The organism is Humibacillus sp. DSM 29435 (genome assembly GCF_001758225.1).
Classification (GTDB): Bacteria; Actinomycetota; Actinomycetes; order Actinomycetales; family Dermatophilaceae; genus DSM-29435.
The window spans coordinates 39277-66272 of sequence record NZ_MAST01000016.1 but is presented as its reverse complement, the minus strand read 5'-3'; the positions used below and the strand labels follow the sequence as shown (position 1 = coordinate 66272).

Here is a 26996-nt window from a genome sequence, read left to right as displayed (position 1 = left end):
CAATCTACGTTGACATCGGCGTCACTGCACGGCTTCGTGGCCGGATGCCGCTCAGCCGCGTGCGTGGAAGGCCGCGATGCGGTCGATCGCCTCGGCCACGGTCTCCCGACCGGCAGCGAAGCTGAGCCGCACCGAGCGCGCACCCGAACGGTCGTCGAAGTCGCCACCGGGGGTGATCGCCACGCCCGCCTCCTCGAGCAGCGCGCCGGCGTAGGCCGTCGAGCTGCCCCAGCGGCTGCGCTGCGGGCCGAGATCGGCCCAGTAGTAGAAGGCGCCATCGGCGGGGGCAGCCGCGCCCCAACCCAACCGGCTGGCACTCTGCAGCAAGAGCTGCCTCGTTCGGGCGAACTCGGCGACGGCCGCGTCGCACTCGAGGTAGGACTCTGCGGCGAAGGCGGCCAACGCTGAATACTGCGCCGGAGCCGGCGGGCACAGCGCGACGTTGCCGGCGAGGGCGTCGACGGGCCGGGCCAGGTCGTCGGGGAGCAGCATCCAGCCGAGGCGCCAGCCGGTCATGCCCCAGTACTTGCTGAACGAGGAGATGACGATCGCGGAGTCGTCGAGCTCGCGGGCGCATACCCCTCGGGGGTCGTCCGCGCCTGGCTGAGGGTAGGTCACGCCGTGGTAGATCTCGTCGCTGACGAGCCGCACCCCGTGGTCGGCGCACCAGGCGCAGATCGCCGCCAGCTCGGCCCGGTCGACCATGGTGCCAGTCGGGTTCGCCGGCGAAGCGATAATGAGACCGGCCAGCGGCGACTCGGCGTGGGCGGCATCCAACAGCTCGGGGGTGGGCTGGAAGCGCACCTCTGGCCCGCAGTCGATCGAGACGACCTCACACCCCAGCGCGTGCAGGATGTTGCGGTAGGCGGGGTAGCCGGGCCGGGCCAGCGCGACCCGGTCGCCGACCGAGAACGCCGCGAGAAAGGCGAGCACGAAGGCGCCCGAAGAGCCGGTCGTGACCGCCACGCGGGCGGGATCGAGGTCGAGGTCGTACCAACGCCCGTAGTGCCCGGCGATCTCGGACCGCAGCTCGCGGATGCCGAGTGCCGACGTGTAGGTCAGGGCGCGGCCCGAGCCGTGGAGCTCGGCGGCGGCCTTGGAGACGAGCGAGGGCGCGCCACCGGCGGGCTCGCCCGCGCAGAGCGAGACGATGTCTCGACCCTCCGCCCGAAGCACCGCAACCCGGTCGAGCACGTCCATCACCTGGAACGGCGCCACCTGCGAGCGCGTCGACGGTCGCAGAGGCTTCGGTGCGGTGCTCACCCGGCCAGTCTCCCCTACCCACGGCGCAGTAGCGGCACGGCCCGAATCGGTAGTGCGCAGGTGCCGACGAGGGGTGATCATGGGCCTCATGGCCGACACTGCACTGACCCCCATCACCCTGCCCGACGGTCGAACCCTCGACCTGTCGTTGACCGGCACCGGCGACGGCCCGGTTCTCCTCTTCCACCACGGCACCCCCGGGTCGGGGCTCCCCCTGCGGTCGATGGAGCGTGCCGCTCGTGATCGGGGACTGCGTCTGCTCACGTGGTCACGGCCCGGCTACGGCGGCTCCTCGCGCCGCACCGGTCGCCGGGTGGTCGACGTGGTCGACGACGTGGTGTCGGTGCTCGACCACCTGTCGGTGGAGCGCTGCGTCGTGGCGGGCTGGTCAGGGGGTGGGCCGCATGCGCTGGCGACCGCGGCCCGTCTTCCGACCCGCGTCGCCGGCGTGCTCAGCATCGCCGGCGTCGCTCCCTTCGGCCAGCCCGACCTCGACCTTCTCGACGGCATGGGATCTGACAACCTCGAGGAGTTCGGGGCCGCCGTCGATGGCGAGGCCTCGTTGCGGGCCCTGCTCGAGCAGCAGGCCCCAGGCCTGCGAAACGCCACTCCCGCCGCCGTCGTCGAGCAGATGCGCTCCCTGCTGCCGCCGGTCGACCAGGCGGTCATCACCGACGAGTTCGGTGCCGACCTCGTCGCCGGCTTCGCCGAGGGCCTGCGGGTCGGTGTCGACGGGTGGCTCGACGACGACCTCGCGTTCACCTCACCGTGGGGGTTCGACCTCTCCGAGATCACCGTTCCCACCTTCGTCTGGCAGGGGTCCGAAGACCTCATGGTGCCGTTCGCGCACGGCCAGTGGCTGGGCCGGCGGTTGTCGGAGCAACCGAACCGGCACCGCGGCAGCGCCACCCACCTGCTCGAGGGAGAAGGGCACCTATCGATCTGGCTCCGCGCGGTGGGGCCCATGCTCGACGAGCTGAGCTCCACCCTCTGTTGAGCGTGCGGGCACGCGGCCTGAGCCAGCAGCTGATTCCGCAGCTGAGTCACGAACCGGTGCGTCCATGCCGCTCGACGCGCACCGTGGGAGTCGCGCGCGCCATGGGCGGACGCCTATTGACTCGACGGTCAATCAGGCTATATTGACTGTGTGGTCAACAGTTCTCGCGACACCGCCCCGTTATCAGCATCGACGCCGCTTCCGGCGGCCGCAGCCGCGATCCGCGTCTACCTGATCCTCGTCATCGCGACGTTGGTGGGCCTGGTGATCCTGGCGTTCACTGCGTCGCCCCAGGCGACGAGCAATGCCTGGGGTCACGCGATCGTGGTGGCGGTGTTTGCGGTCGTGCTGCCACTGCGGCTGCGCAGCGCACAGGCGGGGCGTCGCAGCGCCATACAGGCCGTCGGCCTGATCTCGGCCGTGCTCTTCCTGGTGAACGTCATCGAAGCGCTCATCCCAGGCTTCGTGCCGGCCTGGATGCGCGCGCAGATGTATGTGGTCGCCGTGCTGATGCTCGTGGTCGTGCTCGACGTCGTTCGCTGGGTGGTAATAGCCGATGGACGCTGATCGGACAGGATTGACCTCATGCCCGCCCGTTCAGCACGACGCACCGAGCCGCCGCCGCGCCAACGCCTGAGCGCGGATGAGCGACGCACGCAGATCTTCCGGGCCACCACCGAGGTCCTCGCCGGAAAGGGCTACGCGAATGCCACGCTGACGGACATCGCCGAGACGGCCGGCGTCGCCAAGGGACTTCTGTGGCACTACTTCCAAGACCGCGACGACCTCATGCAGCAGACACTGCGACATCTGGCGCGGCAGGTTCGCGAGGCGGTCATCACCGATCTCGACCTCACCACGGAGGTCCCCCTCGTCGTCCGCGCGGTGCTGGCCAGCACCGCGACGCTCACGCGCACCCACGCGACCGAGCTCGAGGCGATCGACCAGATCGTCCACAACCTGAGAAGCCCTGGTGGCCATCAGCAGATCAGCATGCGCGACTACGACGCGACCTACGCCGAGCACGAACAGCTACTCACCCGAGGCCAGTCCGAAGGATCCATCCGGGGGCTGGACGTCCGAGTCATGGCGGTCAGCTACCAAGGGGTTATCGACGCGATGATCGGCTACCTGCAAGCCCACCCCGAGGTCGATCCGCAGGAACTGTCGACGGCGGTCGCCGACGTGCTGCTGTCCGGCATCACGGCAGAGCCGTAGCCATCATGAGTTGGCGGGCTGGTGGGCGGCCTTATCGACCGAACCAGCCTCGGAGTCGGTCGAGTGTCTTGTCGTGGCCGTTTCGGTGGCCGTCGATCATGCCTTGGCCGACCAGCGAGGTGACCTGGTCGACGACGGTGATCCGGGTGCCCTGGTCGCTCGCCTCGAAGTCCCAGGTCAGGATCGCGACGGCCATTAGCTGCCCCTCGCGGCGGATCGTGTCGCTGTAGACCAGGCGCTGGGGCGAGTCGATGAAGTAGTAGCAGTGAGTTCCGAAGTTGGAGAGGTCGCCAGGCGGTCCGCACCGGTAGCGGTCTTGTCCGTTCACGGTGAAGTCTGCCGAGTCGTAGATGATCTGCTCGCCGCTGGGGACTGACCACTGGGTGCGGTGGTCGACATCGGCGTAGGCGGCCCACACCGCGTCGACCGGCTGGTCAACCTCGCGGGTGAAGCGCAGGGTTTCGTGTACAACGTCCATGTGCTCGTCCATTCTGTCTGGTGGGAGCGTCGCCTGGGCCGGTCGAGTCGCCTTCCGGCAGACCCGTGATCGTGTTCAGGCTCCGCTGAGGACCACCCGGTTGCCGTCGGGGTCGGCCAGCTGCAGGATGCGCGCCCTGCCGCCGGGCTGCGGGCCGTCGTGGCCGATGCCGGCAGCGGTCAGCCGCGCGGCGGCGGCGTCGAGGTCGGTCTCGTCGAGCACGACCGATGACTGCCCCGCCCGGTCGGGTTCGCACCACACCTGCACGCCGAAGGTGTCGCCGAGGTGCCACTCGATCAGGCCGGGCATGGGACGGGCGTCGGGCTCGCGCTCGAACAGAGGGGTGTACCACTGCTCGGCTCGGTCGAGATCGGTGACGGTGCAGTTGGCGAGCACGCGATGAATCATGACGGGCCTCTCCCTTGGTGATTGCTGTTTGCAACCGGTCTCGAGTCCAGCACAGGTGGTGGTAGATTGCAAGCAGCTTGGAGGAGGAAGATGGCGACTTCGCCCCGGTCCGGGTGCCCGATCAACGCCGCCGTCGAAGTGCTCGGTGACCGGTGGAGTCTCATCGTGCTTCGCGACATCATCTTCGGCGACCGTCGCCACTTCCGGACCCTGCAACGCGAGTCGGAAGAGGGCATTGCCTCGAACATTCTCGCTAGCCGGCTTCGCGGCCTCGTTGCCGCGGGGCTGCTCACCCGAGAGGACTCCGGCGCCGGCCACCGAGCCGCCTACAGCCTCACCGAAGCCGCGATCCAGCTGGTCCCCGTGCTGGCCGAGCTGGGCTGGTGGGGCCTGCGGCATCGGCCCACCACCGAACCATTACGCGTGCGCGCACAAGTCCTGCACGACGGCGGCCCCCCGCTCTGGGACGACTTCATGAGCGAGCTACGCGAGCGTCATCGCGGCATTCCCGCGCCCCACACCGGTCGACCGTCCGTCGGCGAACAACTCGACACCGCTTACGCCGTGGCGATCCAGACACAAGCATCTAGCCTGCATTCATGACGACCGCCTACCACGCCGACTCCTCCGAGCTCACCGACAAGGAGGTGCTGACGTGGGAGACGTTCGGCTCGGCCTGCCGTGAGCTGGCGACCGCCGTCGTCGACTCCGGCTTCGAGCCCGAGATCCTCATCGCCGTGGCCCGAGGTGGGCTGCTGCCGGGCGGAGCCCTCTCGTACGCCCTCGGGGTGAAGCTGACCGACGCCATCAACGTCGAGTTCTACACCGACGTCCACGAGACCCTGCCCGACCCGGTGCTGCTCGCGCCCCTGCTCGACACCGACAGCATCAAGGACCGGCGGCTGCTCGTGGTCGACGACGTCGCCGACTCCGGTCGCACCCTGGCGCTTGTGCTCGAGCTGCTGCGCGAACACGGCGCTGAGTGCCGCAGCGCGGTGCTCTACTGCAAGTCGGCCTCCGAGGTGGCCCCTGACTTCGTGTGGCGCAAGACCGACCAGTGGATCGTCTTCCCCTGGTCGGCCGAGCCCCCGGTGACGGCATCCGGCAGGCTGACGCCAGCCGAGCAGCAGGCGTAGCGTCGCCTCATGGACCTCGGACTGCACCTCGCGAACTTCACCTGGCCGGGTGGTTCGGCCACCTTCGTCGACGACCTCCGCCGCACGGCCCAGGCCGCCGAGGATGTCGGCTTCACCAAGCTGTCGGTAATGGACCACGTCTGGCAGATTCGCGGTGTCGGTCCGAAGGAGCACGAGATGCTCGAGGCCTACACGGCCCTTGGCTACCTCGCCGCCGTGACCGAGCGCATCGAGCTGCTCGCCTGGGTGACCGCAGCGGTCTACCGCGAGCCCGGGCTGCTGGCCAAGCAGGTCACCACCCTCGACGTGCTGTCGAAGGGGCGTGCCTGGCTCGGTATCGGCGCGGCGTGGAACGAGGAGGAGTCACTGGGCCTGGGGCTCACCTTCCCGCCGACCGCGGAGCGGTTCGAACGGCTCGAGGAGACCCTGCAGATCTGTCTGCAGATGTGGAGCGACAGCGTGGAGCCCTACGACGGTAAGCACTATCGTCTCGCCAGCACCCTCAACTCGCCCCAGTCGGTTCAGCGGCCCCACCCGCCGATCCTCATCGGCGGCAGCGGCGAGAAGAAGACACTGCGCATGGTGGCCCAGTACGCGCAGGCCTGCAACCTGTTCGACAGCCCCGAGCTCGGCCACAAACTCGACGTGCTGCGCGGGCACTGCGATGCCCTGGGCCGCGACTACGACGAGATCGAGAAGACGGTCATGAGCCGGCTCGACCTCGGCGAGAACGGCGAGAAGGTCGACGAGACGCTGGCGCACCTCAGCGAGCTCTCGGCCCTCGGCATCACCCACGTGCAGACGGGCCTGAGCGACAGCTCGGACGCCAGGCAGATCGAGCTGTTCGGAGCAGAGGTCATCCCGCGGGCCCGCGAGCTCTGAGCGGCCATCCCCGACCGCTGACTCGCGGCACGACCGCTTTCTTGACTGATTCCAGATCAAGTGGTTCAGTGGATGCATGACGTTCGAACCCGAAACCCTGTTGCGTAGCGCCAGGCTGAGGGTCACGCGTCCACGGCTCGCAGTGCTCGAGCACCTGCGGCAGAGCCCGCACGCCGACGCCGACGCGATCTCTAGAGGCGCCCGCACCCAGCTCGGGACCGTGTCGACCCAAGCCGTCTACGACGTGCTCGCCGCGCTCACCGAAGCCGGCCTGGTGCGCCGCATCGAGCCCGCCGGCTCACCGGCGCGGTTCGAGCTGAGGGTGGATGACAACCACCACCACCTGGTGTGCCGCGAGTGTGGCGAGATCGTCGACGTCGACTGCGCCGTCGGCGAGCGCCCCTGCCTCCATCCCGCCGCCGACCACGGCTTCGAGATCGACGAGGCCGAGGTCATCTACTGGGGCCGTTGCCGAGCGTGTGCCGCCCGCACCGCATCACCGTTGAACTGAGCTTCTTCCACTGCACGACTGCCCGACCCAACTAGGAGACAAGCTGATGTCTGTTGAAGGACCCCGCCAGGATGCGGGAAACACCAAGCCGCTGACCACCGTCGCGGGAGCCCCCGTCTGGGACGGCGAGAACTCCGTCACCGCCGGCCCGCGTGGGCCGCTGCTGCTCCAGGACGTCTGGTTCCTCGAGAAGCTGGCCCACTTCGACCGTGAGGTCATCCCCGAGCGGCGCATGCACGCCAAGGGCTCCGGCGCCCACGGCACCTTCACCGTCACGAACGACATCTCGAAGTACTCCTGCGCCAAGGTCTTCTCCGAGGTCGGCAAGCAGACCGAGATGTTCGCCCGCTTCTCCACCGTCGCCGGTGAGCGTGGTGCGGCCGACGCCGAGCGCGACATCCGCGGCTTCGCCGTGAAGTTCTACACCGAGGAGGGCAACTGGGACATCGTCGGCAACAACACGCCCGTCTTCTTCTTCCGCGACCCGCTGCAGTTCCCCGACCTCAACCACGCCGTCAAGCGTGACCCGCGCACCAACCTGCGCAACGCCGAGAACAACTGGGACTTCTGGACCAACCTGCCCGAAGCGCTGCACCAGGTCACCATCGTCATGTCCGACCGCGGCATCCCCGCGTCGTACCGCAACATGCACGGCTTCGGCTCGCACACGTACTCGTTCTACAACGCCGAGGGCGAGCGCTTCTGGGTCAAGTTCCACCACCGCACCCAGCAGGGCATCAAGAACCTCACCGACGCCGAGTCGACCGAGCTCATCGGCAGCGACCGCGAGAGCCACCAGCGCGACCTCTTCGACGCGATCGAGGCCGGCGACTTCCCGAAGTGGAAGCTCTTCGTGCAGGTCATGCCCGAGGCCGACGCCGCCAAGGTGCCCTACCACCCGTTCGACCTGACCAAGGTGTGGCCCAAGGCCGACTACCCGCTCATCGAGGTCGGCGAGTGGGAGCTCAACCGCAACCCCGAGAACTACTTCCTCGACGTCGAGCAGGCTGCCTTCTCGCCCACGAACATCGTGCCGGGCATCAGCTTCTCTCCCGACCGGATGCTGCAGGGCCGGCTCTTCTCCTACGGTGACGCCCAGCGCTACCGCCTCGGGGTCAACCACCACCAGATCCCGGTCAACGCCCCCCGTGGCGTCGAGCACCCGAACGACCCGCACCGCGACGGTCCCGGGCGCATCTCGGCCGGCGGCACCCCGTCGATCACCCCGAACTCCTACGGCCGCTACTCCAGCCAGCCGCAGTACAAGGAGCCGTCGTGGGCCATCGACTCGACCGCCGACCGGTTCAACCACCGTGAGGACGACCAGGACTACTTCAGCCAGGTCGGCATCCTCTTCCGCGAGAAGATGACGCCGGCGCAGCAGCAGGTGCTGTTCGAGAACACGGCCCGCGGCATCACCGGCGCCTCGAGGGAGACCATCGAGCGTCACATCCACAACTGCACCCAGGCCGACCCGGCCTACGGCGCAGGAGTGCGGGCCGCCATCGACGCCCTCAACGCAGACGCTGCGCAGGACGTCTCGAAGGGCGCCGGCGACGACAACGCCCCCACGACCGGCGCGCCGGTCGAGCGGTCGGACAGCCAGGGGTTCGTCACGACCCACTGATAGAGGTTTCACCCCCGCAGGGTCGGTCACGCAGACGCGTGACCGGCCCTGCGGCGTCCGGTCACCGAACGTCCTTGGGCGGCAGCATCTGGCGCGGCCAGGGGGCGACCGGCGCCCTCCGCTGTTCTCGGTAGGGTGCTCCAGCCGCACGGGTGGTCGGCGTGACCGCCGGCGTGGCGACGTCTTCACACTCAGGAGGGTGGCCGTCGTGACGAAGGAGCCTGTCCCTCAGGGCACCTCCGGGGTGGCCACGGTGGTCGCGCTCGGCTTGATGTCGTCGTTCGGTCCGCTGTCGATCGACCTCTACCTACCGGCCTTGCCCCAGGTGGCGCGGGATCTGGGCGTCTCTCCGGGTGGCGTGGCCCTCACCCTGACCTCGTGCACGCTCGGACTCGGTATCGGCCAGCTGGTCGTCGGGCCGCTCTCGGACCGCTGGGGGCGGCGCCGGCCGCTGGTCGCCGGGATCGTGCTCTTCACCGTCTTCTCGCTCGTCTGCGCGGTTGCCCAGACGCTCCCGCTGCTCGTCGCCGCGCGGTTCGTTCAGGCCCTGGGTGGATCCGCCGGGATCGTGCTCGCCCGCGCGGTGGCACGCGACCTGCGGTCCGGTGCAGAGCTGGTGCGGCTGTTCTCGCTCATGCTCGCGGTGAACGGCCTCGCGCCGGTGCTGGCGCCGGTGCTGGGCGGTCAGCTGTTGCGGGTGGTGTCGTGGCGGTACTCGTTCGTCGCCCTCGCCGTTCTCGGTGCGCTCATCCTCCTCCTCGTCTGGCGGGCGGTTCCCGAGTCGTTGCCCCCCGCCAAGCGCCGGGTCGGCGGCCTGGCCGATGCGTTACACAGCTACCTCTTCCTGATCGGCGACCTCCGCTTCGTGGGCCAGGTGCTCTCCGGGGCGTTCGCGTTCGCAACGCTGTTCGCGTACATCTCGGCGGCACCGTTCGTGCTGCAGAACCACTACGGCTTCTCCGCACAGCTGTTCAGCCTGGTGTTCGGCACCAACGCCGTCGGGCTGATCATCGGCACCCGCTGCGCGGCGTACGTGGGCCTCGCGCGAGGCCTGCTGCTCTTGACCGTAGGCGCGGTCGCCGTCTGGCTGAGTGGGCTCACCGGCGCCGGGCTGCTCCTGCTGCTACCGGGCTTCTTTCTCGTGGGTACGGCGTTCGGACTCTGCATCCCCTCCATCAGCGCCAACGCGATGCAGGCCCACCCGCACAGTGCCGGGGCGGCGTCGGCGCTGCTGGGCGCCACGCAGTTCGTCATCGGCGGTGGGATCGGTCCGCTCGCAGGGCGCGGCGCCTCAGACGGGCCCCTCTTTCTCGGGACGGTCATGACCGGTTTGGCGCTCATGGCGCTGGCCGTGGGCTGGGCGAGCCGTGGCAGCCACCCGCTCGCCGAGGGCCGGTAGTCGCTACGGCCGGCCCGTTGCGTCGCTGGGGTCTGGGACCGGCAGAGGTCGGTCAGCCCGGGCGGCGGAGGTCGAGCACGTTCGGGAGCCTCTCGAAGCCCGCCGACACGTAGGCCGCCACACCGCCGAGGTTGCTGCTGGGGGTGCACACCGTGACGCTCGATGACCCCATGTCGCGCAGCGCAGCGGCCGCGGCCACGGTGATGGCTCGGCCGTATCCGTGGCCACGGTGGTCTCGGTGCCCGCCCAGCGGCTCGATCAGGCCGGGACGGCCGGGCCCCGCCGACCACACCGTCGCGGCCGCCACGGCGTTGTCGTCGTGGTCGTAGGCCACCAGGCAACGAGCCCGGCGGTATGCCGCGGAGCCGGCCATCGCACTCCAGCGGTCGACGGTGAAGGTCGAGCTCGGGAAAGAAGCACGCTGCACCGCGACTCGATCCCGCACGATCTGATCCCGCACGTGATGCGCGTCGACCGCCTCGATGCGAAGGCCGCAGTCCTCTACGGCTTCGGTCAGGTCACGCCTGAGTGGGGTCCAGGACTCGTCGGCGACCCAGCCGCTGCGGCGTAGGAGTGAGCGGAACGCGGTGCCGGACCGGGCCTCGACAGACCCCTGAGTGGCGGGCAGCACCCCGCGCCCCGGATCCGACAGGTCGGCCAGAAGCTCGCCGGCGAAGGTCTCGTCGTCGTTGACGGTGGGGGCGATCGCCATCCGGATCAGCCTGCTCTCGTCGTCCACCATGCCAGCGGCCAGGATCTGCCCGTCACGGCGCCACACCCGAACGACGTCGGCGAGTGCCTGGGCGCCGAAACGCCAGTTCCAGCCGAGGTCACCAGGGTGAACCTGGACCGGCGCCCCCTCCTGCTGCCAGCTCGCGACGGCGTCGACGACTTCCTCCAGCATGGCGGCCGTACCGGACTGGAAGGTGGTTGCCATGCGCCCATCAAACCCAACGCCTCGCTAGCGCGCACATGGGTTTTCGGCCGATCAGTGCCTAGACCTTGCCCGTGAGGTTCACGCGCCGGTGGAAAGAGCATGGACCGGCCCTCGGCAGGCGCGACCAGAACGAGAACGCGGGTCAAGCGACGAGAGCGAGCACCGCGACGCGGTCACCGGTAGGGTCCCCGAGCATGGACATGCTGAGGGGCGAGGAGATCACCGGGGCCAGGCTGGCCGACTGGCGCAAGCTGGCCCAGGGCCTGCACGCCCGCTTCCTGGTCGCCGACTTCAGCACCGGCGCACGGTTCGTCACCGCGGTGGGCGAGGCGGGCGACGCGATCCGACATCACCCGAGCGTGTCGATCGGCACCGGCTACGTCGACCTCAAGCTGGTCAGTCCCGACGCCATCTACCGCGACGACGAAGGCACCGAACACGTCGTCGAATGGGTGACCCAGCAGGACATCGACCTGGCCCGACGGATCACCGAGATCGCCGCCGACCACAAGATCGGCGCCGACCCGGCCTCGGTCAGCGTCATCGAGCTCGGCCTCGACACGGCGCACTCTGCGACCATCGCCCCGGTGTGGGCTGCCCTGCTGACCGGAAGCGCCGAGGCCCAGGGCCACGGGTCGCCGAGCGATGAGATCAGGGACGCCACGGGGCGGGTACCGAACCTGTGGTTCGGCGACGCCGACGAGCACGAGACCCCGCGTCAGCGGTTCCACGTCGAGGTCTACGTGGCGCCCGAGGCAGCCGAGCAACGAATCGCCGCAGCGGTCGCCGCGGGTGGGACCGTCGTCGATGACAGCGACGCACCGTCGCTCACCGTGATCGCCGACCAGGACGGCAACACGGGAGTCGTCTGTGTCGCCGAGTCCCCTGCGTCGACGGACTGAACCCGCCGACCCCGCGTAGCAGCATCCGTGCCCCACTCAGCTGAGGATGTCAACCCTACGGAAGCGCCGGTAGGCCAGCATCGTGAACGCGACCGTCCACACCAGGGCCCACAGCGACCCGTGCAGCATGTTGCTGTAGTCGGGGCTCACGGCCAGGGCGTCCTGCCAGGATCGCCCGTAGTGGCCCGGGAAGGCGTTGCGGTAGGGCTCGAGAGCGTCGAGCTGGTCGAGGATGTTGAAGACGATCGAGACGAGCACCGCCCCCCCGACCGCAGCCAGTGGTGCGTCTGATCGCACCCCCAGCCAGAAGGCGATGGCCGCGATCGGCAGCAGCGTGACGAAGATGTAGGCCATCGCCAGGGCGAGCCGGGGCAGGAACTGGCCCCAGGTGAGGTTGTCACCGAGCGGGTTGGTGAGCGGGTCCCAGCCGTAGGCCACACCCCCGACGAGCAGGCCCCACGCCGGCAGCAGGAACGTCGCGAACAGGGTCGAGGCGACGCCGATGAACAGCTTGCTCGTCAGCAGCCGGGCCCGTCGCACGGGGGCGATGAGCAGGTAGCGCAACGATGACCACGACGCCTCCGCCGGCACGGCATCCCCGCAGAAGAGGGCGGCGAGCAGGATGAGCAGCAGCTCGGACGCGAGGAACACGAGCACGAGGCTGAAGTTCGCGGCCCCGCTCTGGGCGAGGTCGAAGATGCGGCTGCTGGGGCTGCTGCGGTTGGGGTTGCCGTTGCGGTCACCGAACGCGAAGGAGGCGACGAGGATGAGCGGAAGGGCGAGCAGGAGCCCGAAGGCCCAGAGGGTGCGACGCCGACCCCACTGCCGCCTCAGCTCGGCCCGCCACGAGAGCGGGTCGTGCACCTGCACGATGGGCTCGGTCGCCGCGTCGGTGAGAGCCGGGGCCGACTCCATGACCTCGAGCAGCGCTTCGCCGGGCCGGTGGTCGGTTGAGTGCCGGGAGCCTGGGTTCTGATCGGCCGCGTCGTCGGTCGAACCGCTCGTCTGCTGGTCGGTCATCGGGCCCTCACCTGCCTCAGTCGCTCGACGAGCGAGATGTTCTCGTCGATGGGTTCGCCGCCCGGTGTCGCGGACGCCGACGAGATGACGCCGAGGAAGACCTCCTCGAGGTGACGCCGGCTGCTGACCCCCACCACGGGCAACCCGGCCGCGACCGCGGCCTGCACGACCGCCACGCGCGACAGCTCGCCCACGACGACGAGCCGGGATGCCGTGTCGACCCTCACCTCGTGGATGCCGTCGTGCCGCTCGAGCGCGTGCACCCCGGCTCGCACCAGCGCGGCATCCGCGTCTTCGGGCAGGTCGAGGATCGTCGTGTCGTCGGAGTCGACGAGGTCAGCCACGAGGCCCTGCGTGACGACCCGGCCGGCGTGCATGACCACGACATGGGTGCAGGTCATCTCGACCTCGGCCAGCATGTGGCTCGAGACGACGACCGTGCGACCGGTCTCGGCGTAGCGCCGCAGGATCGGGCGCATCGCGGCGATCTGGGGCGGGTCGAGTCCGTTGGTGGGCTCGTCGAGGATGAGCAGCTCAGGCAGCCCGAGCATGGCCTGGGCGATACCGAGCCGTTGCTTCATGCCGTGGCTGTAGCTCTTCATGGGCCGGTCAACGGCTCCCCCTAGGGCGGCCACGTCGAGGGCCTCGTCGAAGTGCGCCTCCTCGGGTGCCCGCCCCGTCGCGGCCCAGTAGGCCTCGAGGTTGGCCCGGCCGGTGAGGTGCGGCAAGAACCCCGGCCCCTCGATGAGCGCACCGACCCGAGCGAGCACCGCGGAGCCGGCCGACACCGGCTCGCCCAGCACGTGCACCGAACCGGCGTCGGAGGAGATCAGCCCCATGACCATGCGCATGGTCGTGGTCTTGCCGGCGCCGTTGGGCCCGAGCAGGCCCACCACCTGGCCCTTCTCGGCTCGCCACGACACGTCGTCGACGGCGCGGTGACCGTCGGAGTAGGTCTTGACCAGCCCCTCGATCACAAGCGGGATGTCCGCGAGGTCGGGGCGCGACGGCAGCAGGCGGCGACGCCGCCGCCGCACGAGGAAGCCCCCGAGCGCGAGCAGCAGCAGGGCGCCGAGAGCAGACAGCGCGAGCACGACCTCGGTGTCGACCACCGAGACGGTGGTGCCCGGGGCGGCTCCGTCGAGCTGCGACACGGGCAGGATGAGGCTGCCACCGGCCTGCACGGCGATCTGGCTGGGTTCGCGCGCGTTCGAGAACGTCGACTCGGTGCTCGTCAGCAGCACCCGGAGCCGGCTGCCCGACGGCAGGTCGTAGGTGGCGCCAGGCAGCGACAGGGTCACCGGCGTGGGCTGCCCGGGGGTGACCTTCAGCCGAAGCGGCGCCACGAGCGGGTTGGCCAGGGTGACGGACGAACCGGTGACCCGCCACACCGACCCGAACAGCGTCACGTCGGCGGTGTCGGAGGTGACCGTCATCGTCAGGGTCGGTGACCCGACCACGGTGCGGGCCTCGGTCAGCGGCTCGGTGTCGAAGGCGGTCGACTGTCCCGGCAGCGCGGCCACCTGGTAGGTCGAGAGGCTGATACCGAGGGCGGCGAGGCCGGGCACTGCGATGATCGAGGCCGGCAACCCGCCGGGAGGGTGCACCAGCGCTCCCTGCTTCTGCGCGAGAGGGACGCTCTGGGTCGCCAGACTCGTGCCCGACAGGCCTGGGTAGGCGGGCAGGGTGTGCAGCGTGGACGGCTGACCCGCCCGGGTGGCGGCGATGGGGTAGGTGAACTTCGCGGTGGGCAGGGCCGAGTCGCGTGGGGCCTTGTCGCGGACGTAGTGGTCGAGCCAGGCGTAGGAGGCCTCGGTCTCTTCGGCCTCGTGGGTGCTCGGGGCGTCGTGGCCGCCATCGCTCCAGCGCACCGCGTAGGGGGTGCCACCGGCGTCGAGGGCGGCGGCGGTCGCGTCGGCCTGGTCGAGCCCGAAGAGCGAGTCGCCGATGCCCTGGATCAGCATCGTCGGCGCCTTCACCCGGGCCAGGCTGGGCTTGGGGCTGTGCGCGGCCAGCAGCGTCAGCAGCTCGGGGCTGGCCACTCCGGAGTCGGAGGCCTTCAGGAAGAGCCGGCACAGCGCCGTGTCGAACCGGCCGCACGAGTCGGCGGCTGTCGGCGCCCCGGTGGCCGGGCCACGGGAGGCACCCGACCCAGCCGCTGCTCCCGGCGCGGGCGTGGCCTCAGCGGTGGTGGCACCGGGGGGCTGACCCCCGGGTGCACCCGTCGCCGCCCCGGCGCCGCCATCGACAGCTCCGGCGCTGCCGCCCCCTCGGGCCGAGAGGAAGAAGGTGCTGGCCCAGACCTGCTTGAACGGGCCCGCGACGGCGATCGGGTCTCGCCCGGCGGCCGTCGTCGGAGCGGCAGCGAGCGCCGACTGGGGGAAGAACGCCTGGGCCAGGTCGTTCCACGTGATCGCCGACACGACGGCATCCACGCGGGGGTCGGCGCCGGCCAGCATCAGCCCGAGCGCGCCGCCGTACGAGCCGCCCATGACGCCGAACCGCGGGTCTCCGGCGCCGTCGAGCTCGACGTCGGGTCGCTTGGCGGCGAGGTCGACGAGTGCCTTCGCGTCGTTCACCTCGTAGTCGGGGTCGTCGAGATGGATGCGGCCTCCCGAACTGCCGTGCCCGCGAGCGCTCCACGTGGCCACCACGTAGCCGCGCGCCTGCAGCGCGGCGGCCTGGCCGGCGACGGAGTCCTTGCTGCCACCGAAACCGTGGGCCAGCAAGACGAGCGGATGCCGGGTGCCGTCGGACTGTCCGTAGAAGGAGATGTCGAGCTGGACCGCGGATCCGTCGGGCTCGGCGCGCACCGGGAGCTTGGCCGCCACGGGGGCCGGCTGGTCGGCCTGCGGGCGCAGCGCCGGCACACCGAGCGCTGCTCCGGGTCGGCTCACGCTGGGCGAGCTCGCGGCGTGGGAGTCGACCGCGCCGGCCGCGTAGGCCGTCGCCGGGGCCACGGCCGACACGGTCGGTGCCGCCAGAGCCGCGGCGGCGAGCCCGACAACGACGAACGACCGGGCCATCACGCGACGGGCCGGCCGATTTCTGAGTGATCCGCCCCGCGGCCCGACCGGCATACCACTATCAGATCACGGCAACCGTGCTCGGCGTGCGGGCAGTCGACGGGCAGGGCCCCCAGCCGGGCGGCGGGAGGGGCCGCGCGCGCCGCCCTGGTTCGTTCCCGGCTCAGTCGTCGTCGGAGCCGCGCTCCAACCAGTAGGCGACCGCGATGCACACCACGAGCACCATCACCGGTGGGATGAACCGGGCCCCGCCCTCGAGCGCAAGCCAGCGGTAGGGGGCGTCGCTGAACGCGAGGATGTCGCTGTCGAGCAGGTAGCGCAGCACCGCCAGCGCCCCGAACACCAGGCCGATGACACCGACGATGTTGATCACGAACCGACGGCCCGCACCCGAGGTCTCCGCTGGGCCTGCCACCGGCTCAGGCCTGTTCGCTGTCGGGATTGTCAACCGGCAGCTCGAGCAGGCCGGCACGGCCGAACATCGCGGCGGTCTCGCGAGCGCTCGGGCTGCCGGAGTCGAGGTCGGCGCCGGCGGCCACCAGGGCGCGCACGACCTGCTCCTCGCCCTTGAAGATGGCACCGGCGACCGGAGACTGGTTGCGGTCGTTGGCCAGGTCGACATCGGCCCCGTGCGAGATCAGCGCGTCGACCGTGTCGGGGTGACCGTGGTAGGCGGCCAGCATGAGCAGGGTGTTTCCCTGCGCGTCGCGGGCATCGACCGGGAAGGAGTGCTCGAGAAAGGCAACCAGCTCGGAGGTGTTGCCCTCGCGGGCGAGATCCATGGCGACGGCCACGATGCGGGCTTCGTCATCGGCGCTGATGGGTGGCTCGGTCATTGTCCAAACCTACGCACTGGCGCCCCGCGACCGCTCTCGCGCTCATCCCGTGGCGCGGAGGTGGTGCGTGGCGGACCGCTCCGACGTGCGCCGCATCCGGATGCTAGAAATGCAGCATGGCTACCACTGCACTCGGAGATACTCCCGCCCACACCGTCGGCGACCTTCCCGCCGTCGGCGATCAGGCTCCTGACTTCACGTTGACCGGCGTCGACCTCGGCGACGTCACGCTCCCCACCGGAGGCACCCGGGTGGTGCTCAACATCTTCCCGAGCGTCGACACCGGGGTCTGCTCGGCGAGCGTGCGCAAGTTCAACGAGCTGGCCGCCGGCCTCGACAACGCGACGGTCCTCTGCATCTCGAACGACCTGCCCTTCGCGATGAACCGCTTCTGCGGCGCCGAGGGCATCGAGAACGTCACCGTTGCCTCTGGCTTCCGCTCGTCGTTCGGCGACGACTACGGCCTCACCCTCACCGACACCGGCATGCGGGGCCTGCTGGCGCGCGCCGTCGTGGTGCTCGACGAGACGGGCAAGGTGACCTACACCGAGCTCGTGCCGAGCATCGGCCAGGAGCCCGACTACGACGCAGCCGTGGCCGCCCTCGGCTGAGAGCGGCATCCAGACCTCGCTCAGGCGCCGGCTGGGGGCGCCTCGGCGTCTTCCGGTCCGGCGATGTTGACCATCCAGGAGTTGCCGAACTTGTCGGTGACCATCCCGAAGTGGTCTCCCCACATCTGCTCCGCCAGCGGCATCGTCACGGTTCCGCCGTCGGACAGCTTGGCGAAGTAGCCGCTCAGCTCGTCGACGTCATCGCCGCTCAGGCTGACCGCGATGGTGTTGCCGGCGGTCACGTCACCCATGGCCTCCGGGGTGTCAGACGCCATCAGCGTGTAACCGCTCGGGGTATCGAGCTGGGCGTGCATGACGCCGTCGGCCGCCACCCCGTCGGTGGGACCGAACTCGCCGAACGTGCTGATCGCCAGGTCGCCGCCGAAGACCCCTTGGTAGAACTCCATCGCCTCTCGGGCGTTGTCACGAAAGCTGAGGTAGGGGTTGAGCCGGGATCCCATGGCGTGCTCCTTCGCTGTGCTGTCGTCGACCATCGCAGACTAGGCCCAGCGAGACCCCGCCGACGGGGTTTTCCGCGAGAAGTTCACACTGAACACATCTGGTGGGCTCAGCGGGCCCGCGGTGATCGCTTCGTGCTGCCCTCCGAGCCCAGGGGTCGCTGGCGGTTGCCGTCATCGGTGGGCCCCAGCCCGCCCTGGCACCCGGGGCAGTAGAACATCGTGCGTTCCTGGGGTGGCCGACCGATCGGGGCGACCCGCACGGTCGCTCCACAGCGGCGACAGGGTCGCCCACTTCGGGCGTGCGCGTAGTGCGCCTCGCCCAGGCGGTAGGAGCCGGTGCTCGACTGCACCGCATGGTTCTTGCCGTTGTCGATGAGCCGGTGGGCGCGCGCGACGATCCGCTCGAGACGCCCACGACCCAGCTCGGATGCCGTGAGCCACGGGTTCACCTTCTCGAGGAAGAGGGTCTCGGCGCACCACATCGTGCCGACCCCGGCGAGGTTGCGCTGGTCGAGCAGTGCCTGCCCTACCGGCACCGCCGCGCGGGCCAGGTTGTCAACGGCCTGAACGGCATCCCAGTCGGGGCCCAGCACATCCGGCCCGAGGTGGCCGACGAGATCGTCTTCGCGCGACGTGGGTACGAGGTCGAGCATTCCGAGGCGCAGCCCGAGCGCCGTCCAGTCGGAGGCCGCGACCAGCGCCCGGAGACCCGAGTTGGCGCGCCACCGCCTCGGCAGCCCCGGCGTCGCCTCCACTCGCCACTGCCCCTCCATCCGAAGGTGCGAGTGCAGGGTCAGTCCACCCTCGAAACGGTGCAGGATGTGCTTTCCTCGGCTGACCACCTCGAGGGTGTGTCGGCCGGTGAGGTCTGCGGTCGAGATCTCGGGCCAGCGCAGGTCGCTCTCGACGGTCTGTTTTCCGCCCAGCGCCTGGTGCAGGCGCGTAGCGGTGCGCCAGACCGTGTCACCCTCAGGCATCTGGCTCCGCTCTCGCTCGGTTCGAATCCGTCCGTCGCCATTGTCTCAGTTCGTCGAACGACGGGTTGATGAGCGAACGACGCGGTACACCAGCGCGTTCGACCTCGAACGAGTCGTTCGCGGGGAAGCGGGGGGGGTGGGGTCAGCGGCGCAGGCGCAGGCCGCGCGGGGTCATGTGGAACCCGGCTTGCGAGAGAGCCTGCACCAGAGGGTGGTCGGAGCCGAGCAGAGACGCGCCGTCGGCCTTCTCGACGGTGAGGCGACCGAGCGCCCCTTCGCGCACCGACAGCGCAAGCGCGTCGGCGGCGGCCTGCAGCTGTTCGACGTCGTCAGACCAGCACAGCATCGTCTTGCCGCCGCGCTCGACGTAGAGCACGAGCTCACCGTCGACGAGCACCACGAGCGCGCCGGCCTTGCGCCCCGGCTGATGGCCCTTGCGGCGTGACGTTCGCCGCACTGGCCCAGCGTCGGATGCCGCTGCCACGGCGGAGCCGCTCGAGCCGGCACTGACCTCAGGCCCGTCGTCGGGGTCGGTGGCGTCGGTGGCGGGCCGCTCGGGCCAGCCGAGCGCGGCCCCGTACGGGTTGGCCGGGTCGCTCGCCGCGAGCACCAGCGCGGGGAGCCGGGACGCCTCCCGTCGGCTGTCGTGGTCACGACCGGTGCGCGGCGGCGGCCGGAGCCATTGGTCGTCGGGCCCCGAACCTCGCGACACCCCGTCGCGGCCCTCCGTCGACCCCGCACCCGATCCCGATGTGGCGCCGGGCAGTCGGGTCAGGGAACGCAACCGGTCAACAGCTCCGGTGGGGGCGAACTGAGAGGCGCCGAGCCCCTCGACGAAGTAGCCGCGTCGCACCTTGCCGGCCTCTTCGGCAGCGGCCAGCACCCGGTAGACGGCGGCGAAACCGCCGGGCACGTCCTCCGACATCACCGACCCCCGGGTCAGCACTCCGTAGCGGTCGAGCAGCAGCTCGGCGGTGGTGACGGCCCGCACGGTCGGGTCACTCTCGGCCACGGGAAGCAGCGCCCATCTCCCGACGCCGGATGCCGGACCCGAGCTCGCTGCCCGACCGGCATGCAGGCTGGCAGCCTCCGCCTTCGACTCGGCCGCCCCGACCTGCTCGGGGGTGGTGCCGGCGAGCGCACCACGCAGCGAACCGAACCGCCCCAACGACCCCCGACGCCCGGAGTACCGGGTCGACCTCGGTGCGGTGACGGTGCGCTTGTGGGCGGTGCGGCCGCCGGCGAGCAGCGCTCGCAGGGGCGCCGCCGTGTCGTTCGTGACGCGCCCCGACCACACCAGCGACCACAGCGCCTCGAGCACGTCGGCATCGCCCCGGTCGACGCGGCTGGCGAGGGCGCGGAAGAACCACGCGCCACCACCGGCAAGAGCGTCGAGCACGGCATCCTCGGCGTCGGTGAGATCGAGCGACTCGGGCGGGGTCAGCGTGAGATGGGCCGCGTCGGCGAGGTGCAGGCTGACCCAACCGTCGTCGCCGGGCAGCGAACCGTGGCCGCGCCAGACCACCTCGCCCGCGCTCATCACCTCGTCGAGCAGCGACGGACGGTAGTCGGCGACCCGAGCGGGCAGCACCAGGGTCTCGAGGGCGCTCGCGGGCACCACCGCTCCGGTGAGCTGCTCGACGGCGCGCAACAACCCGTCGCGCCCGCGCTGGCCGCCGCCGACGCCCTGCCACTGCGGCAGGAAGCGCGCGAGGTCGGCCTGGTCGACCGGCTCGACCTCGTGACGCAGCGCGGCGAGCGACCTACGCCGCAGCAGCCGCAGCACCTCGGCGTCGCAGAACTCGGGGCCGTGGCCACCGCCGTTCTCGGTGGGCAGCAGCTCGCCCTCGACCACCCGGCCCGCCGACACGAGCCGGCGCAACGCGTCGTGCACCACAGCCGGCCCGAGCCCCCACCACGACGCGACCGTGCCCACCGCAAAGGGCCCGTGGGTGCGGGCGAACCGCGCGACGAGGTCACCGAGGGGGTCGGGCACCGACTCGAGGAACGCCCTCGGCACGCCGACCGGGAGGGCGGTGCCGAGAGCGTCACGCAGCCGAGCGGCATCCTCGATGGCGGCCCAGCGCTGCTCACCGCCGACCCGCACCGCGATGATGCGCCGGGCCGACTCCAGGTCGGTCAGAGCCGCCTCGACGGCAGCAGGCGCGAACCCCTCGGCGGCCCGCGCCACGATGTCGCTCATCGACAGCGGCCCGAGCACCCGTACGAGGTCAGAGAGGTCGTCGGCATCGCGGGCTCCCCGTTCGGGGGTGAGCCGTTGCAGCTCGGCCTCGGTGCGGGCCACCGCCTGAGGGTCGAGCAGGTCGCGAAGGGCGAGCACCTCGCCCTGGCCGAGCAGCTCGGCGAGCAGCGACGGGTCGAGGGCGAGAGCAGCAGCGCGGCGCTCGGCCAGCGGGGAGTCGCCCTCGTAGAGGTACTGGGCGACGTAGCCGAACACGAGCGACTTGGCGAAGGGCGAGGGTTGGCGTGACTCGACGTCGACGAGCGTGACCGCCCGCGAGCGCACCTGGGTCATCAGCTCGACGAGGCCGGGCACGTCGAACACGTCTTGCACGCACTCACGCACCGCCTCGAGCACGATCGGGAAGGTCGGGTACTGGCTGGCGACCTCGAGCAGGGCCGCCGACCGCTGGCGCTGCTGCCAGAGCGGCTGACGGCGGTCGGGACGGCGCCGCGGAAGCAGCAGAGCACGAGCCGCGCATTCCCTGAACCGGGCTGCGAACAGGGCCGATCCGCCGATCTCGGTGGTGACGAGCTCGCTCACCTCGTCGGGCTCCATGCTGATCAGCTCGATCAGCTGCTGGCCGATGGCGCCACCGTCGCCCGAGGCCTCTTCGAACTCGAGGTCGGGCAGGCGAAAGACGATGCCGTCGTCGCCGTGCATGGCCTGCACGTCGACGCCGAAGCGCTCGCGCATGCGCGCCGCCACGCAGAGGGCCCACGGCGCGTGCACCTGCCCACCGAACGGCGACAGCACGGCGACCCGCCAGTCGCCGATCTCGTCACGGAACCGCTCGACCACGATGGTGCGGTCGTCGGGCACGTGCCGGGTGGCCTCCTTCTGCTCGTGCAGGTAGCCCAGCAGGTTGTCGGCGGCCCACTCGTCGAGCCCGGCCGCGGTGACCCGCTCGCGGGCCCGCTCGGGCGTCAGGCCGACGATCTCGCGTACGAACGCGCCGAGGGCCCGGCCCAGCTCGGCGGGCCGACCCTGCTGGTCGCCCTTCCAGAACGGCAGCTTGCCCGGCTGCCCCGGCGCGGGCGTGACGAGCACGCGATCGTGGGTGATGTCTTCAATGCGCCAGGTGGAGGTGCCGAGGGTGAACACGTCGCCCACCCGCGACTCGTAGACCATCTCCTCGTCGAGCTCGCCGACTCGGCGTCCCGGACCCTCGCCGGTGGCGAGGAAGACGGCGTAGAGGCCGCGGTCGGGGATGGTGCCGCCACTCGTCACGGCCAGGCGCTGGGCACCGCGCCGACCGGTGAGGGTGTCGGCGACACGATCCCAGACGATGCGAGGGCGCAGCTCGGCGAACTCGTCGCTCGGGTAGCGCCCGGCCAGCATGTCGAGGGTCGCCTCGAGCACCGAGTGGGGCAGCCCGGCGAAGCTGGCCGACCGGCGCACCAGCGCCTCGAGGTCGGCCACGCTCCACTCGTCCATCGCGCACATCGCCACGATGTGCTGGGCGAGCACGTCGACCGGGTTGGCCGGGATGCGCAGGCTCTCGATGGCGCCGGCCCGCATCCGCTCGACGACCACCGCAGTCTGCACGAGGTCGCCGCGGAACTTCGGGAACATCACCCCCTGGCTGACGGCGCCCACCTGGTGCCCCGCCCGACCGACCCGCTGCAGGCCGCTGGCGACGCTGGGCGGGCTCTCGACCTGGATCACGAGGTCGACGGCGCCCATGTCGATGCCGAGCTCGAGGCTGCTCGTGGCGACCACGGCGGGCAGCCGACCCGCCTTGAGGTCGTCCTCGATCGCGGCGCGGTGGTCTTTGCTCACCGAGCCGTGGTGGGCCCGGGCGAGCACCGCAGGGGCCCCGCGCGAGGTGCCCGCCTGCGCCATCACCACGGCGGGGGTGCGCACCGATCCGGCCGGATGCCGCTCAGCGCGCTCTGCGGCATCCGCCAGCTCGATCGGTGACCCGTCGAGAGCGGCGGCCTCGAGCTCGGCGGCGGCGAGGCGGTCTTCCCAGATCTCGTTGAGGCGGGAGGTGAGCCGCTCGGCCAGGCGGCGCGAGTTGGCGAACACGATGGTCGAGCGATGGCCGGCGATCAGGTCGACGATGCGCTCCTCGACGTGCGGCCAGATGCTCGCCTGGGGCGCCTGACCCGCCGCCGGCCCGCTGAGGTCGGGCACTCCCGGCGAGATCTCGGCGGCGGCCCCGGCCAGCTCGCCGAGGTCGGGCACCGGCACGACGACCTCGAGGTCCCACTGCTTGGTCGACACCGGCTGCACGATCTCGACGGGGCGGCCGCCGGCGAGGAAGCGGGCCACCTCCTCGACGGGGCGCACCGTCGCCGACAGGCCCACCCGCTGGGCGGGCTTGTCGAGCAGCGCGTCGAGGCGGTCGAGACTGAGGGCCAGGTGGGCTCCGCGCTTGGTGCCTGCGACCGCGTGCACCTCGTCGACGATGACGGTCTGCACCCCCTTGAGCGCCTCGCGCAAGGCCGAAGTGAGCATGAGGAACAACGACTCGGGGGTGGTGATGAGGATGTCGCTCGGCGTGCGGGCGAACTGGCGTCGCTCGATGGCCGGGGTGTCACCCGAGCGCACACTGACACTGATGTCGGGTGGCGCCACCCCGAGGCGGGCGGCAGCGTGACCGATGCCGACGAGCGGGGCGCGCAGGTTGCGTTCGACGTCGACGGCAAGGGCCTTCATCGGGGAGATGTACAGCACTCGGCAGCGGGCCAGCTTCTCTTCCGGCGCCGGCTCGGTGGTCATGCGGTCGATGGCCCAGAGAAAGGCGGAGAGGGTCTTGCCCGACCCCGTGGGCGCCACGACGACGCAGTGATGGCCCGAGCTGATGGCGTTCCAGGCCCCCTCCTGGGCGGGGGTGGGCACGCTGAAGCTGTTGCGGAACCATTCGGCAGTTGCCGGTGAGAACCGCGCGAGCGCGTCTGTCTTCTTGACCTTGGCCATCTCCACCACCCTGCCACCCGCCGCCGACAGCGGCATCCATCGTGTTCTTCAACGGCAGGCCCGCCAACGCCGCGCTCACGCCTCGGCGACAGCACCCACCTGCTCGTCCGGCGGCCCGAGGCGCTGATTTCGTCGCCGGAACTCGGAGGGCGAGTCGCCGTAAGCCGACCGGAAGGCGCGATTGAACTGGTCGGGCCCACGAAACCCGGTCGCCAACGCTACCCGGCCGATCGGGAGACTCGGTTGCATGAGCAGGTTCTCAGCAGCGCGCTGCAACCGCACATCACGGATCAGATCGCCCACGCCCAGGGGCTCGTCGGTGAAGAGCGACTGCAGGTAGCGGCGGCTCGTGCCGATGTGGGCGGCCACCTGGTCAACGCTGAGATCGGGGTCATGTGCCCGCCTCGCCACATGAGCCCTCGCCCGAACGCGAAGCGCTTCGCGGACATCCGCCGGAGCCGGCTGCCCACCCTGCATCTCGAGGAGCATGCCGAGACCGAGCTCGAGCAGGGCTCGAGAGACGGCTCCGGCGGACATCGCAGACACCGGCCCCGACGAGCCACCCGACAGCGACGTGAGGAACTGACGGGTCGCCAATCCGATCGGAGAAGGCTCGCCCCCGAAACCGGCCAGGTCGCGAGGCGACAGTCCGTGCTCTGCCAAGAAACTGACCGGGAGGTAGAACTGAACCGACTCGGCGGGCTCGGTGACCGTGACCGTGAAGGGGTCGCCCGGAAAGAGGATCGCGACCTGCCCGGCTTCGGTGGTGAACGTCCGGCGCTGGTGGTCGGTGTGCATGCCGCCGGCGACCAGGAAGTCGATCTGCAGGTGCTCAGAGACGGAGTCCTCGACCATGTCTTTCTCTCGGACGGAGACCAGGTGCTGCGCACGCGTGCGCGTCACGTGGAGGTCGTCGAAGGCAAAACTATGAATTCGTGCGCGGAAGAGGTTCGGCACCGGGCTCGTCATGCGACAGGAGAGGGACATCAGATCGAGCCCCTCAGGGCCCCCGACGGTGAGGCCGGAGTCGAAGGTGTGGGCCCACCGACCTTGCCTCACGTCGCTGACCATTCCGGAACGCGACCCTGGGACGAGAACATCGACCACCCCTTTGCACCGACTGCAGGACCGCTAACCAGATTAGCGGAATGGTGAGACCGAGATATCGTCTGGCCAGGCACCATACTGAGGACATGTTGAGCACCGTGGCGGTGATCGTCCAGGAGCCCGTGGCTGTCTTCGAGCTCGGGGTCATGTGCGAGATCTTCGGTGTCGACCGCACGAGTGACGGCGTTCCGGCCTTCGACTTCAGGGTCTGCTCACCCACCCCGGACATTCCCCTCAAGACCCCGTCCGGGATCTCCATCGTCGCCTCCCACTCCCTGGACGGCGCCCGCGACGCCGACCTCGTGGCCATCCCGGGTGGTCCGGTGCGGGGGCCCTTCAACGACGACATGCTCGACGTGCTTCGCGACTGCGCCAGCCGAGACGCGCGGGTGATGTCGGTGTGCTCCGGCGCGTTCACCCTGGGCGCAGCAGGATTGCTCGACGGACGCACCTGCGCCACCCACTGGCGCTTCTCTCGACTGTTGTCGCTGCTCTACCCCGACGCCGTGGTCGACCTCGACGTGCTGTACGTGCAAGACGGGCCGGTGCTGACCAGCGCCGGCACCGCGGCGGGCATCGACGCCTGCCTGCACGTGGTGCGGAGCGAGCTGGGATCAGAGGTCGCCAACGTCATTGCCAGACGCATGATCGTGGCTCCTCACCGGATCGGTGGCCAGCGGCAGTACATCGACTACCAGGTGCCGATCGAGACCGGCGACGCAGGTCTCCAAAAGGTCATGGAGTGGGCGGTCGAACATCTCGAACGCGACCACGCCGTACCGGATCTGGCCGCGAGGGCCCACATGTCAGAACGCACGTTCACCCGCAAGTTCAGCGAGCAGGTCGGAACGACCCCCCACCGCTGGCTCACCGTGCAGCGGGTGCTGCGGGCTCGGCATCTTCTCGAGGCGACCGATCTGGACATGGAGGGGACGGCGCGACGGTGTGGCTTCCCGTCCAGCACCGCGCTCCGGCGGCACTTCGTCCGCGAGATCGGCCTGACACCGCACGAGTACCGCCGCACCTTCGCCGTTTGACTGCCTATCTCAGCCCGCCACCGTTGGCCGGAAGTGTCGGACGGTTGACGCCGAACTAGGTCGACGATGGCCCGAGATGACCCGAATGATGGACGTGACAAGTCACGACATCGAGGGACATCACGATGACACGCAACTCATCGCACCACCGCCACGGCAATCCATGTGAGTCGTGGTCCGACGATTCCGGCACGGCTTCTCGACGAGAGACTCTTCGGTCCGCACAAGGCGCGCGCTCCGGTGCCGACAAATCCGGAACTCCTGGTTCCGTACTTCACGGGGATCGGTCAGTGTCAGCGCCGTGATAAGTCACGACATCGAGGGCACCGGCCAGGGCGGCGACACCGTCGTCGGTCCGGGATCGGTCACAGACGCCTTGGCCCAGGTCACGGCGCGAGGCGAAGAGTGGCAGCACCTGGTTCGGTTCGACGCTGTCGAACGACTAAGGATCAGGCTGGCAGACGGAGACGTCGAGGCGTGGCTGCTGACGTGGTTGCCGCAGCAGGCGACAACATGGCACGTCCACCAGAACGCGGGGGGGTTCGCGGCGGTTCGAGGTGAGCTGACGGAGCAGGTCGCGAACTACCCCTCTGCCGTCGACCTCGACTCTCCCGCAGCGACTCCGTCACGGGTTCTTACCGTGCCAGCCCCGGAGCAGGTGGTCTTCTTCGCCCGACACCTCCACCGGGTTGTGAACCTGGGGAGCGAGCCAGCGGTCAGCCTGCACGTCATGGAGTCGTCGCGGCCACCTGCGTCTTCGTCGTCCGGAACCCATCGCGACGGGCAGGACGCCATCTCCGAGGCTGACGAGCAGCTGCTGACGCCGGGTGAGGTCGCAGCGTACTTCCGGGTGCATCCCAAGACGATCACGAGATGGGCCGAGAGCGGTCGTCTGACCTCGGTGCGCACGCTCGGCAACCACCGCCGTTTTCTGGCCAGCGAGGTGCGGGCGCTCCGACGCGACCCTCACGAATGAACCCACCGCCCGATTGCCAC

Annotated in this window: 25 protein-coding genes; 13 read left to right on the top strand and 12 right to left on the bottom strand. The window is 70.2% G+C overall.

The annotated features are described in order from the left end of the window. Positions 1 to 51: 51 nt before the first annotated feature. Positions 52 to 1200: a pyridoxal phosphate-dependent aminotransferase gene (locus BA895_RS12450; RefSeq protein ID WP_371327713.1), complete on the bottom strand. Its 1149-nt coding sequence runs from the start codon at positions 1198 to 1200 to the stop codon at positions 52 to 54. Positions 1201 to 1351: 151 nt separating this feature from the next. On the opposite strand from BA895_RS12450, the gene BA895_RS12445 reads away from it, so the two are divergent. The 3 genes from BA895_RS12445 to BA895_RS12435 all read left to right on the top strand — a co-directional run bounded on the left by BA895_RS12445 (position 1352) and on the right by BA895_RS12435 (position 3478). After that, the gene (locus tag BA895_RS12445) at positions 1352 to 2260 is read left to right on the top strand and encodes an alpha/beta fold hydrolase (protein WP_070192238.1); all 909 of its coding nucleotides are present in this window, start codon (positions 1352 to 1354) and stop codon (positions 2258 to 2260) included. A gap of 150 nt (positions 2261 to 2410) precedes the next feature. Further along, positions 2411 to 2827 carry a hypothetical protein gene (locus BA895_RS12440; protein WP_070192219.1) on the top strand — a complete coding sequence of 139 codons (417 nt, stop codon included), beginning with the start codon at positions 2411 to 2413 and terminating at the stop codon, positions 2825 to 2827. A gap of 18 nt (positions 2828 to 2845) precedes the next feature. After that, entirely contained in the window at positions 2846 to 3478 is a 633-nt protein-coding gene (locus BA895_RS12435; protein ID WP_070192218.1) for a TetR/AcrR family transcriptional regulator, read from the top strand. A 31-nt stretch (positions 3479 to 3509) separates the two neighbouring features. Here the strand turns inward: BA895_RS12435 and BA895_RS12430 are convergent, their stop codons facing one another. Together BA895_RS12430 and BA895_RS12425 are read right to left on the bottom strand one after the other, a co-directional pair. Next, on the bottom strand, positions 3510 to 3956 hold the full coding sequence (locus BA895_RS12430; protein WP_175442312.1) for an SRPBCC domain-containing protein: 447 nt from the start codon (positions 3954 to 3956) through the stop codon (positions 3510 to 3512). A 75-nt stretch (positions 3957 to 4031) separates the two neighbouring features. Beyond that, entirely contained in the window at positions 4032 to 4364 is a 333-nt protein-coding gene (locus BA895_RS12425) for a VOC family protein (protein WP_070192216.1), read from the bottom strand. A 90-nt stretch (positions 4365 to 4454) separates the two neighbouring features. On the opposite strand from BA895_RS12425, the gene BA895_RS12420 reads away from it, so the two are divergent. From BA895_RS12420 to BA895_RS12395, 6 genes are all read left to right on the top strand, one after another. Then, the gene (locus BA895_RS12420; RefSeq protein WP_070192215.1) at positions 4455 to 4967 is read left to right on the top strand and encodes a helix-turn-helix domain-containing protein; all 513 of its coding nucleotides are present in this window, start codon (positions 4455 to 4457) and stop codon (positions 4965 to 4967) included. Continuing rightward, entirely contained in the window at positions 4964 to 5500 is a 537-nt protein-coding gene (locus tag BA895_RS12415; RefSeq protein ID WP_070192214.1) for a phosphoribosyltransferase, read from the top strand. Before BA895_RS12420 ends, BA895_RS12415 begins: the two co-directional genes overlap by 4 nt. 9 nt (positions 5501 to 5509) lie before the next feature. Beyond that, positions 5510 to 6382, top strand: a complete 873-nt coding sequence (locus tag BA895_RS12410; RefSeq protein WP_070192213.1) for an LLM class F420-dependent oxidoreductase — start codon at positions 5510 to 5512, stop codon at positions 6380 to 6382. A gap of 76 nt (positions 6383 to 6458) precedes the next feature. Next, the gene (locus tag BA895_RS12405) at positions 6459 to 6893 is read left to right on the top strand and encodes a Fur family transcriptional regulator (RefSeq protein WP_070192212.1); all 435 of its coding nucleotides are present in this window, start codon (positions 6459 to 6461) and stop codon (positions 6891 to 6893) included. A gap of 46 nt (positions 6894 to 6939) precedes the next feature. Beyond that, positions 6940 to 8520, top strand: a complete 1581-nt coding sequence (locus BA895_RS12400) for a catalase (RefSeq protein ID WP_070192211.1) — start codon at positions 6940 to 6942, stop codon at positions 8518 to 8520. A 208-nt stretch (positions 8521 to 8728) separates the two neighbouring features. Further along, positions 8729 to 9919 carry a multidrug effflux MFS transporter gene (locus tag BA895_RS12395; protein WP_070192237.1) on the top strand — a complete coding sequence of 397 codons (1191 nt, stop codon included), beginning with the start codon at positions 8729 to 8731 and terminating at the stop codon, positions 9917 to 9919. A 52-nt stretch (positions 9920 to 9971) separates the two neighbouring features. Here BA895_RS12395 and BA895_RS12390 read toward each other — a convergent pair whose 3' ends face one another. Beyond that, positions 9972 to 10856, bottom strand: coding sequence for a GNAT family N-acetyltransferase (locus BA895_RS12390; protein ID WP_070192210.1), 885 nt, complete (start codon positions 10854 to 10856; stop codon positions 9972 to 9974). Positions 10857 to 11050: 194 nt separating this feature from the next. Here BA895_RS12390 and BA895_RS12385 point away from each other — a divergent pair, with 194 nt between their 5' ends. After that, entirely contained in the window at positions 11051 to 11758 is a 708-nt protein-coding gene (locus BA895_RS12385; protein WP_070192209.1) for a VOC family protein, read from the top strand. 36 nt (positions 11759 to 11794) lie between these two features. Here BA895_RS12385 and BA895_RS12380 read toward each other — a convergent pair whose 3' ends face one another. From BA895_RS12380 to BA895_RS12365, 4 genes are all read right to left on the bottom strand, one after another. Further along, positions 11795 to 12778, bottom strand: a complete 984-nt coding sequence (locus tag BA895_RS12380; protein ID WP_254666450.1) for an ABC transporter permease — start codon at positions 12776 to 12778, stop codon at positions 11795 to 11797. Beyond that, positions 12775 to 15804, bottom strand: coding sequence for an alpha/beta fold hydrolase (locus BA895_RS12375; RefSeq protein WP_175442311.1), 3030 nt, complete (start codon positions 15802 to 15804; stop codon positions 12775 to 12777). The genes BA895_RS12380 and BA895_RS12375 overlap by 4 nt, the downstream gene beginning before the upstream one ends. 163 nt (positions 15805 to 15967) lie before the next feature. Then, on the bottom strand, positions 15968 to 16219 hold the full coding sequence (locus BA895_RS12370) for a hypothetical protein (protein WP_083283283.1): 252 nt from the start codon (positions 16217 to 16219) through the stop codon (positions 15968 to 15970). A 4-nt stretch (positions 16220 to 16223) separates the two neighbouring features. Then, positions 16224 to 16640, bottom strand: coding sequence for an ankyrin repeat domain-containing protein (locus BA895_RS12365; protein ID WP_070192208.1), 417 nt, complete (start codon positions 16638 to 16640; stop codon positions 16224 to 16226). Between the two features lie 116 nt (positions 16641 to 16756). On the opposite strand from BA895_RS12365, the gene tpx reads away from it, so the two are divergent. Further along, positions 16757 to 17251 carry a thiol peroxidase gene (gene tpx / locus BA895_RS12360; protein ID WP_070192207.1) on the top strand — a complete coding sequence of 165 codons (495 nt, stop codon included), beginning with the start codon at positions 16757 to 16759 and terminating at the stop codon, positions 17249 to 17251. A 20-nt stretch (positions 17252 to 17271) separates the two neighbouring features. On the opposite strand, the gene BA895_RS12355 is transcribed toward tpx, so the two are convergent. The 4 genes from BA895_RS12355 to BA895_RS12340 all read right to left on the bottom strand — a co-directional run bounded on the left by BA895_RS12355 (position 17272) and on the right by BA895_RS12340 (position 24915). Beyond that, a complete protein-coding gene (locus tag BA895_RS12355) occupies positions 17272 to 17712 on the bottom strand; it encodes a VOC family protein (RefSeq protein WP_070192234.1) in 441 nt (146 codons plus the stop codon). A 107-nt stretch (positions 17713 to 17819) separates the two neighbouring features. After that, positions 17820 to 18689: a DNA-formamidopyrimidine glycosylase family protein gene (locus tag BA895_RS12350; protein WP_070192206.1), complete on the bottom strand. Its 870-nt coding sequence runs from the start codon at positions 18687 to 18689 to the stop codon at positions 17820 to 17822. Between the two features lie 142 nt (positions 18690 to 18831). Then, on the bottom strand, positions 18832 to 23856 hold the full coding sequence (locus BA895_RS12345; RefSeq protein ID WP_070192233.1) for an ATP-dependent helicase: 5025 nt from the start codon (positions 23854 to 23856) through the stop codon (positions 18832 to 18834). Between the two features lie 75 nt (positions 23857 to 23931). Continuing rightward, complete coding sequence (locus BA895_RS12340) at positions 23932 to 24915, bottom strand: AraC family transcriptional regulator (protein WP_175442310.1); 984 nt, start codon at positions 24913 to 24915, stop codon at positions 23932 to 23934. A 134-nt stretch (positions 24916 to 25049) separates the two neighbouring features. Between BA895_RS12340 and BA895_RS12335 the strand changes: the two genes are divergently transcribed. Both BA895_RS12335 and BA895_RS24915 read left to right on the top strand, forming a co-directional pair. Beyond that, positions 25050 to 26000, top strand: a complete 951-nt coding sequence (locus BA895_RS12335) for a GlxA family transcriptional regulator (protein ID WP_070192204.1) — start codon at positions 25050 to 25052, stop codon at positions 25998 to 26000. A gap of 301 nt (positions 26001 to 26301) precedes the next feature. Continuing rightward, positions 26302 to 26976, top strand: coding sequence for a BldC family transcriptional regulator (locus tag BA895_RS24915; protein ID WP_175442309.1), 675 nt, complete (start codon positions 26302 to 26304; stop codon positions 26974 to 26976). The last annotated feature ends 20 nt before the right edge of the window (positions 26977 to 26996 follow it).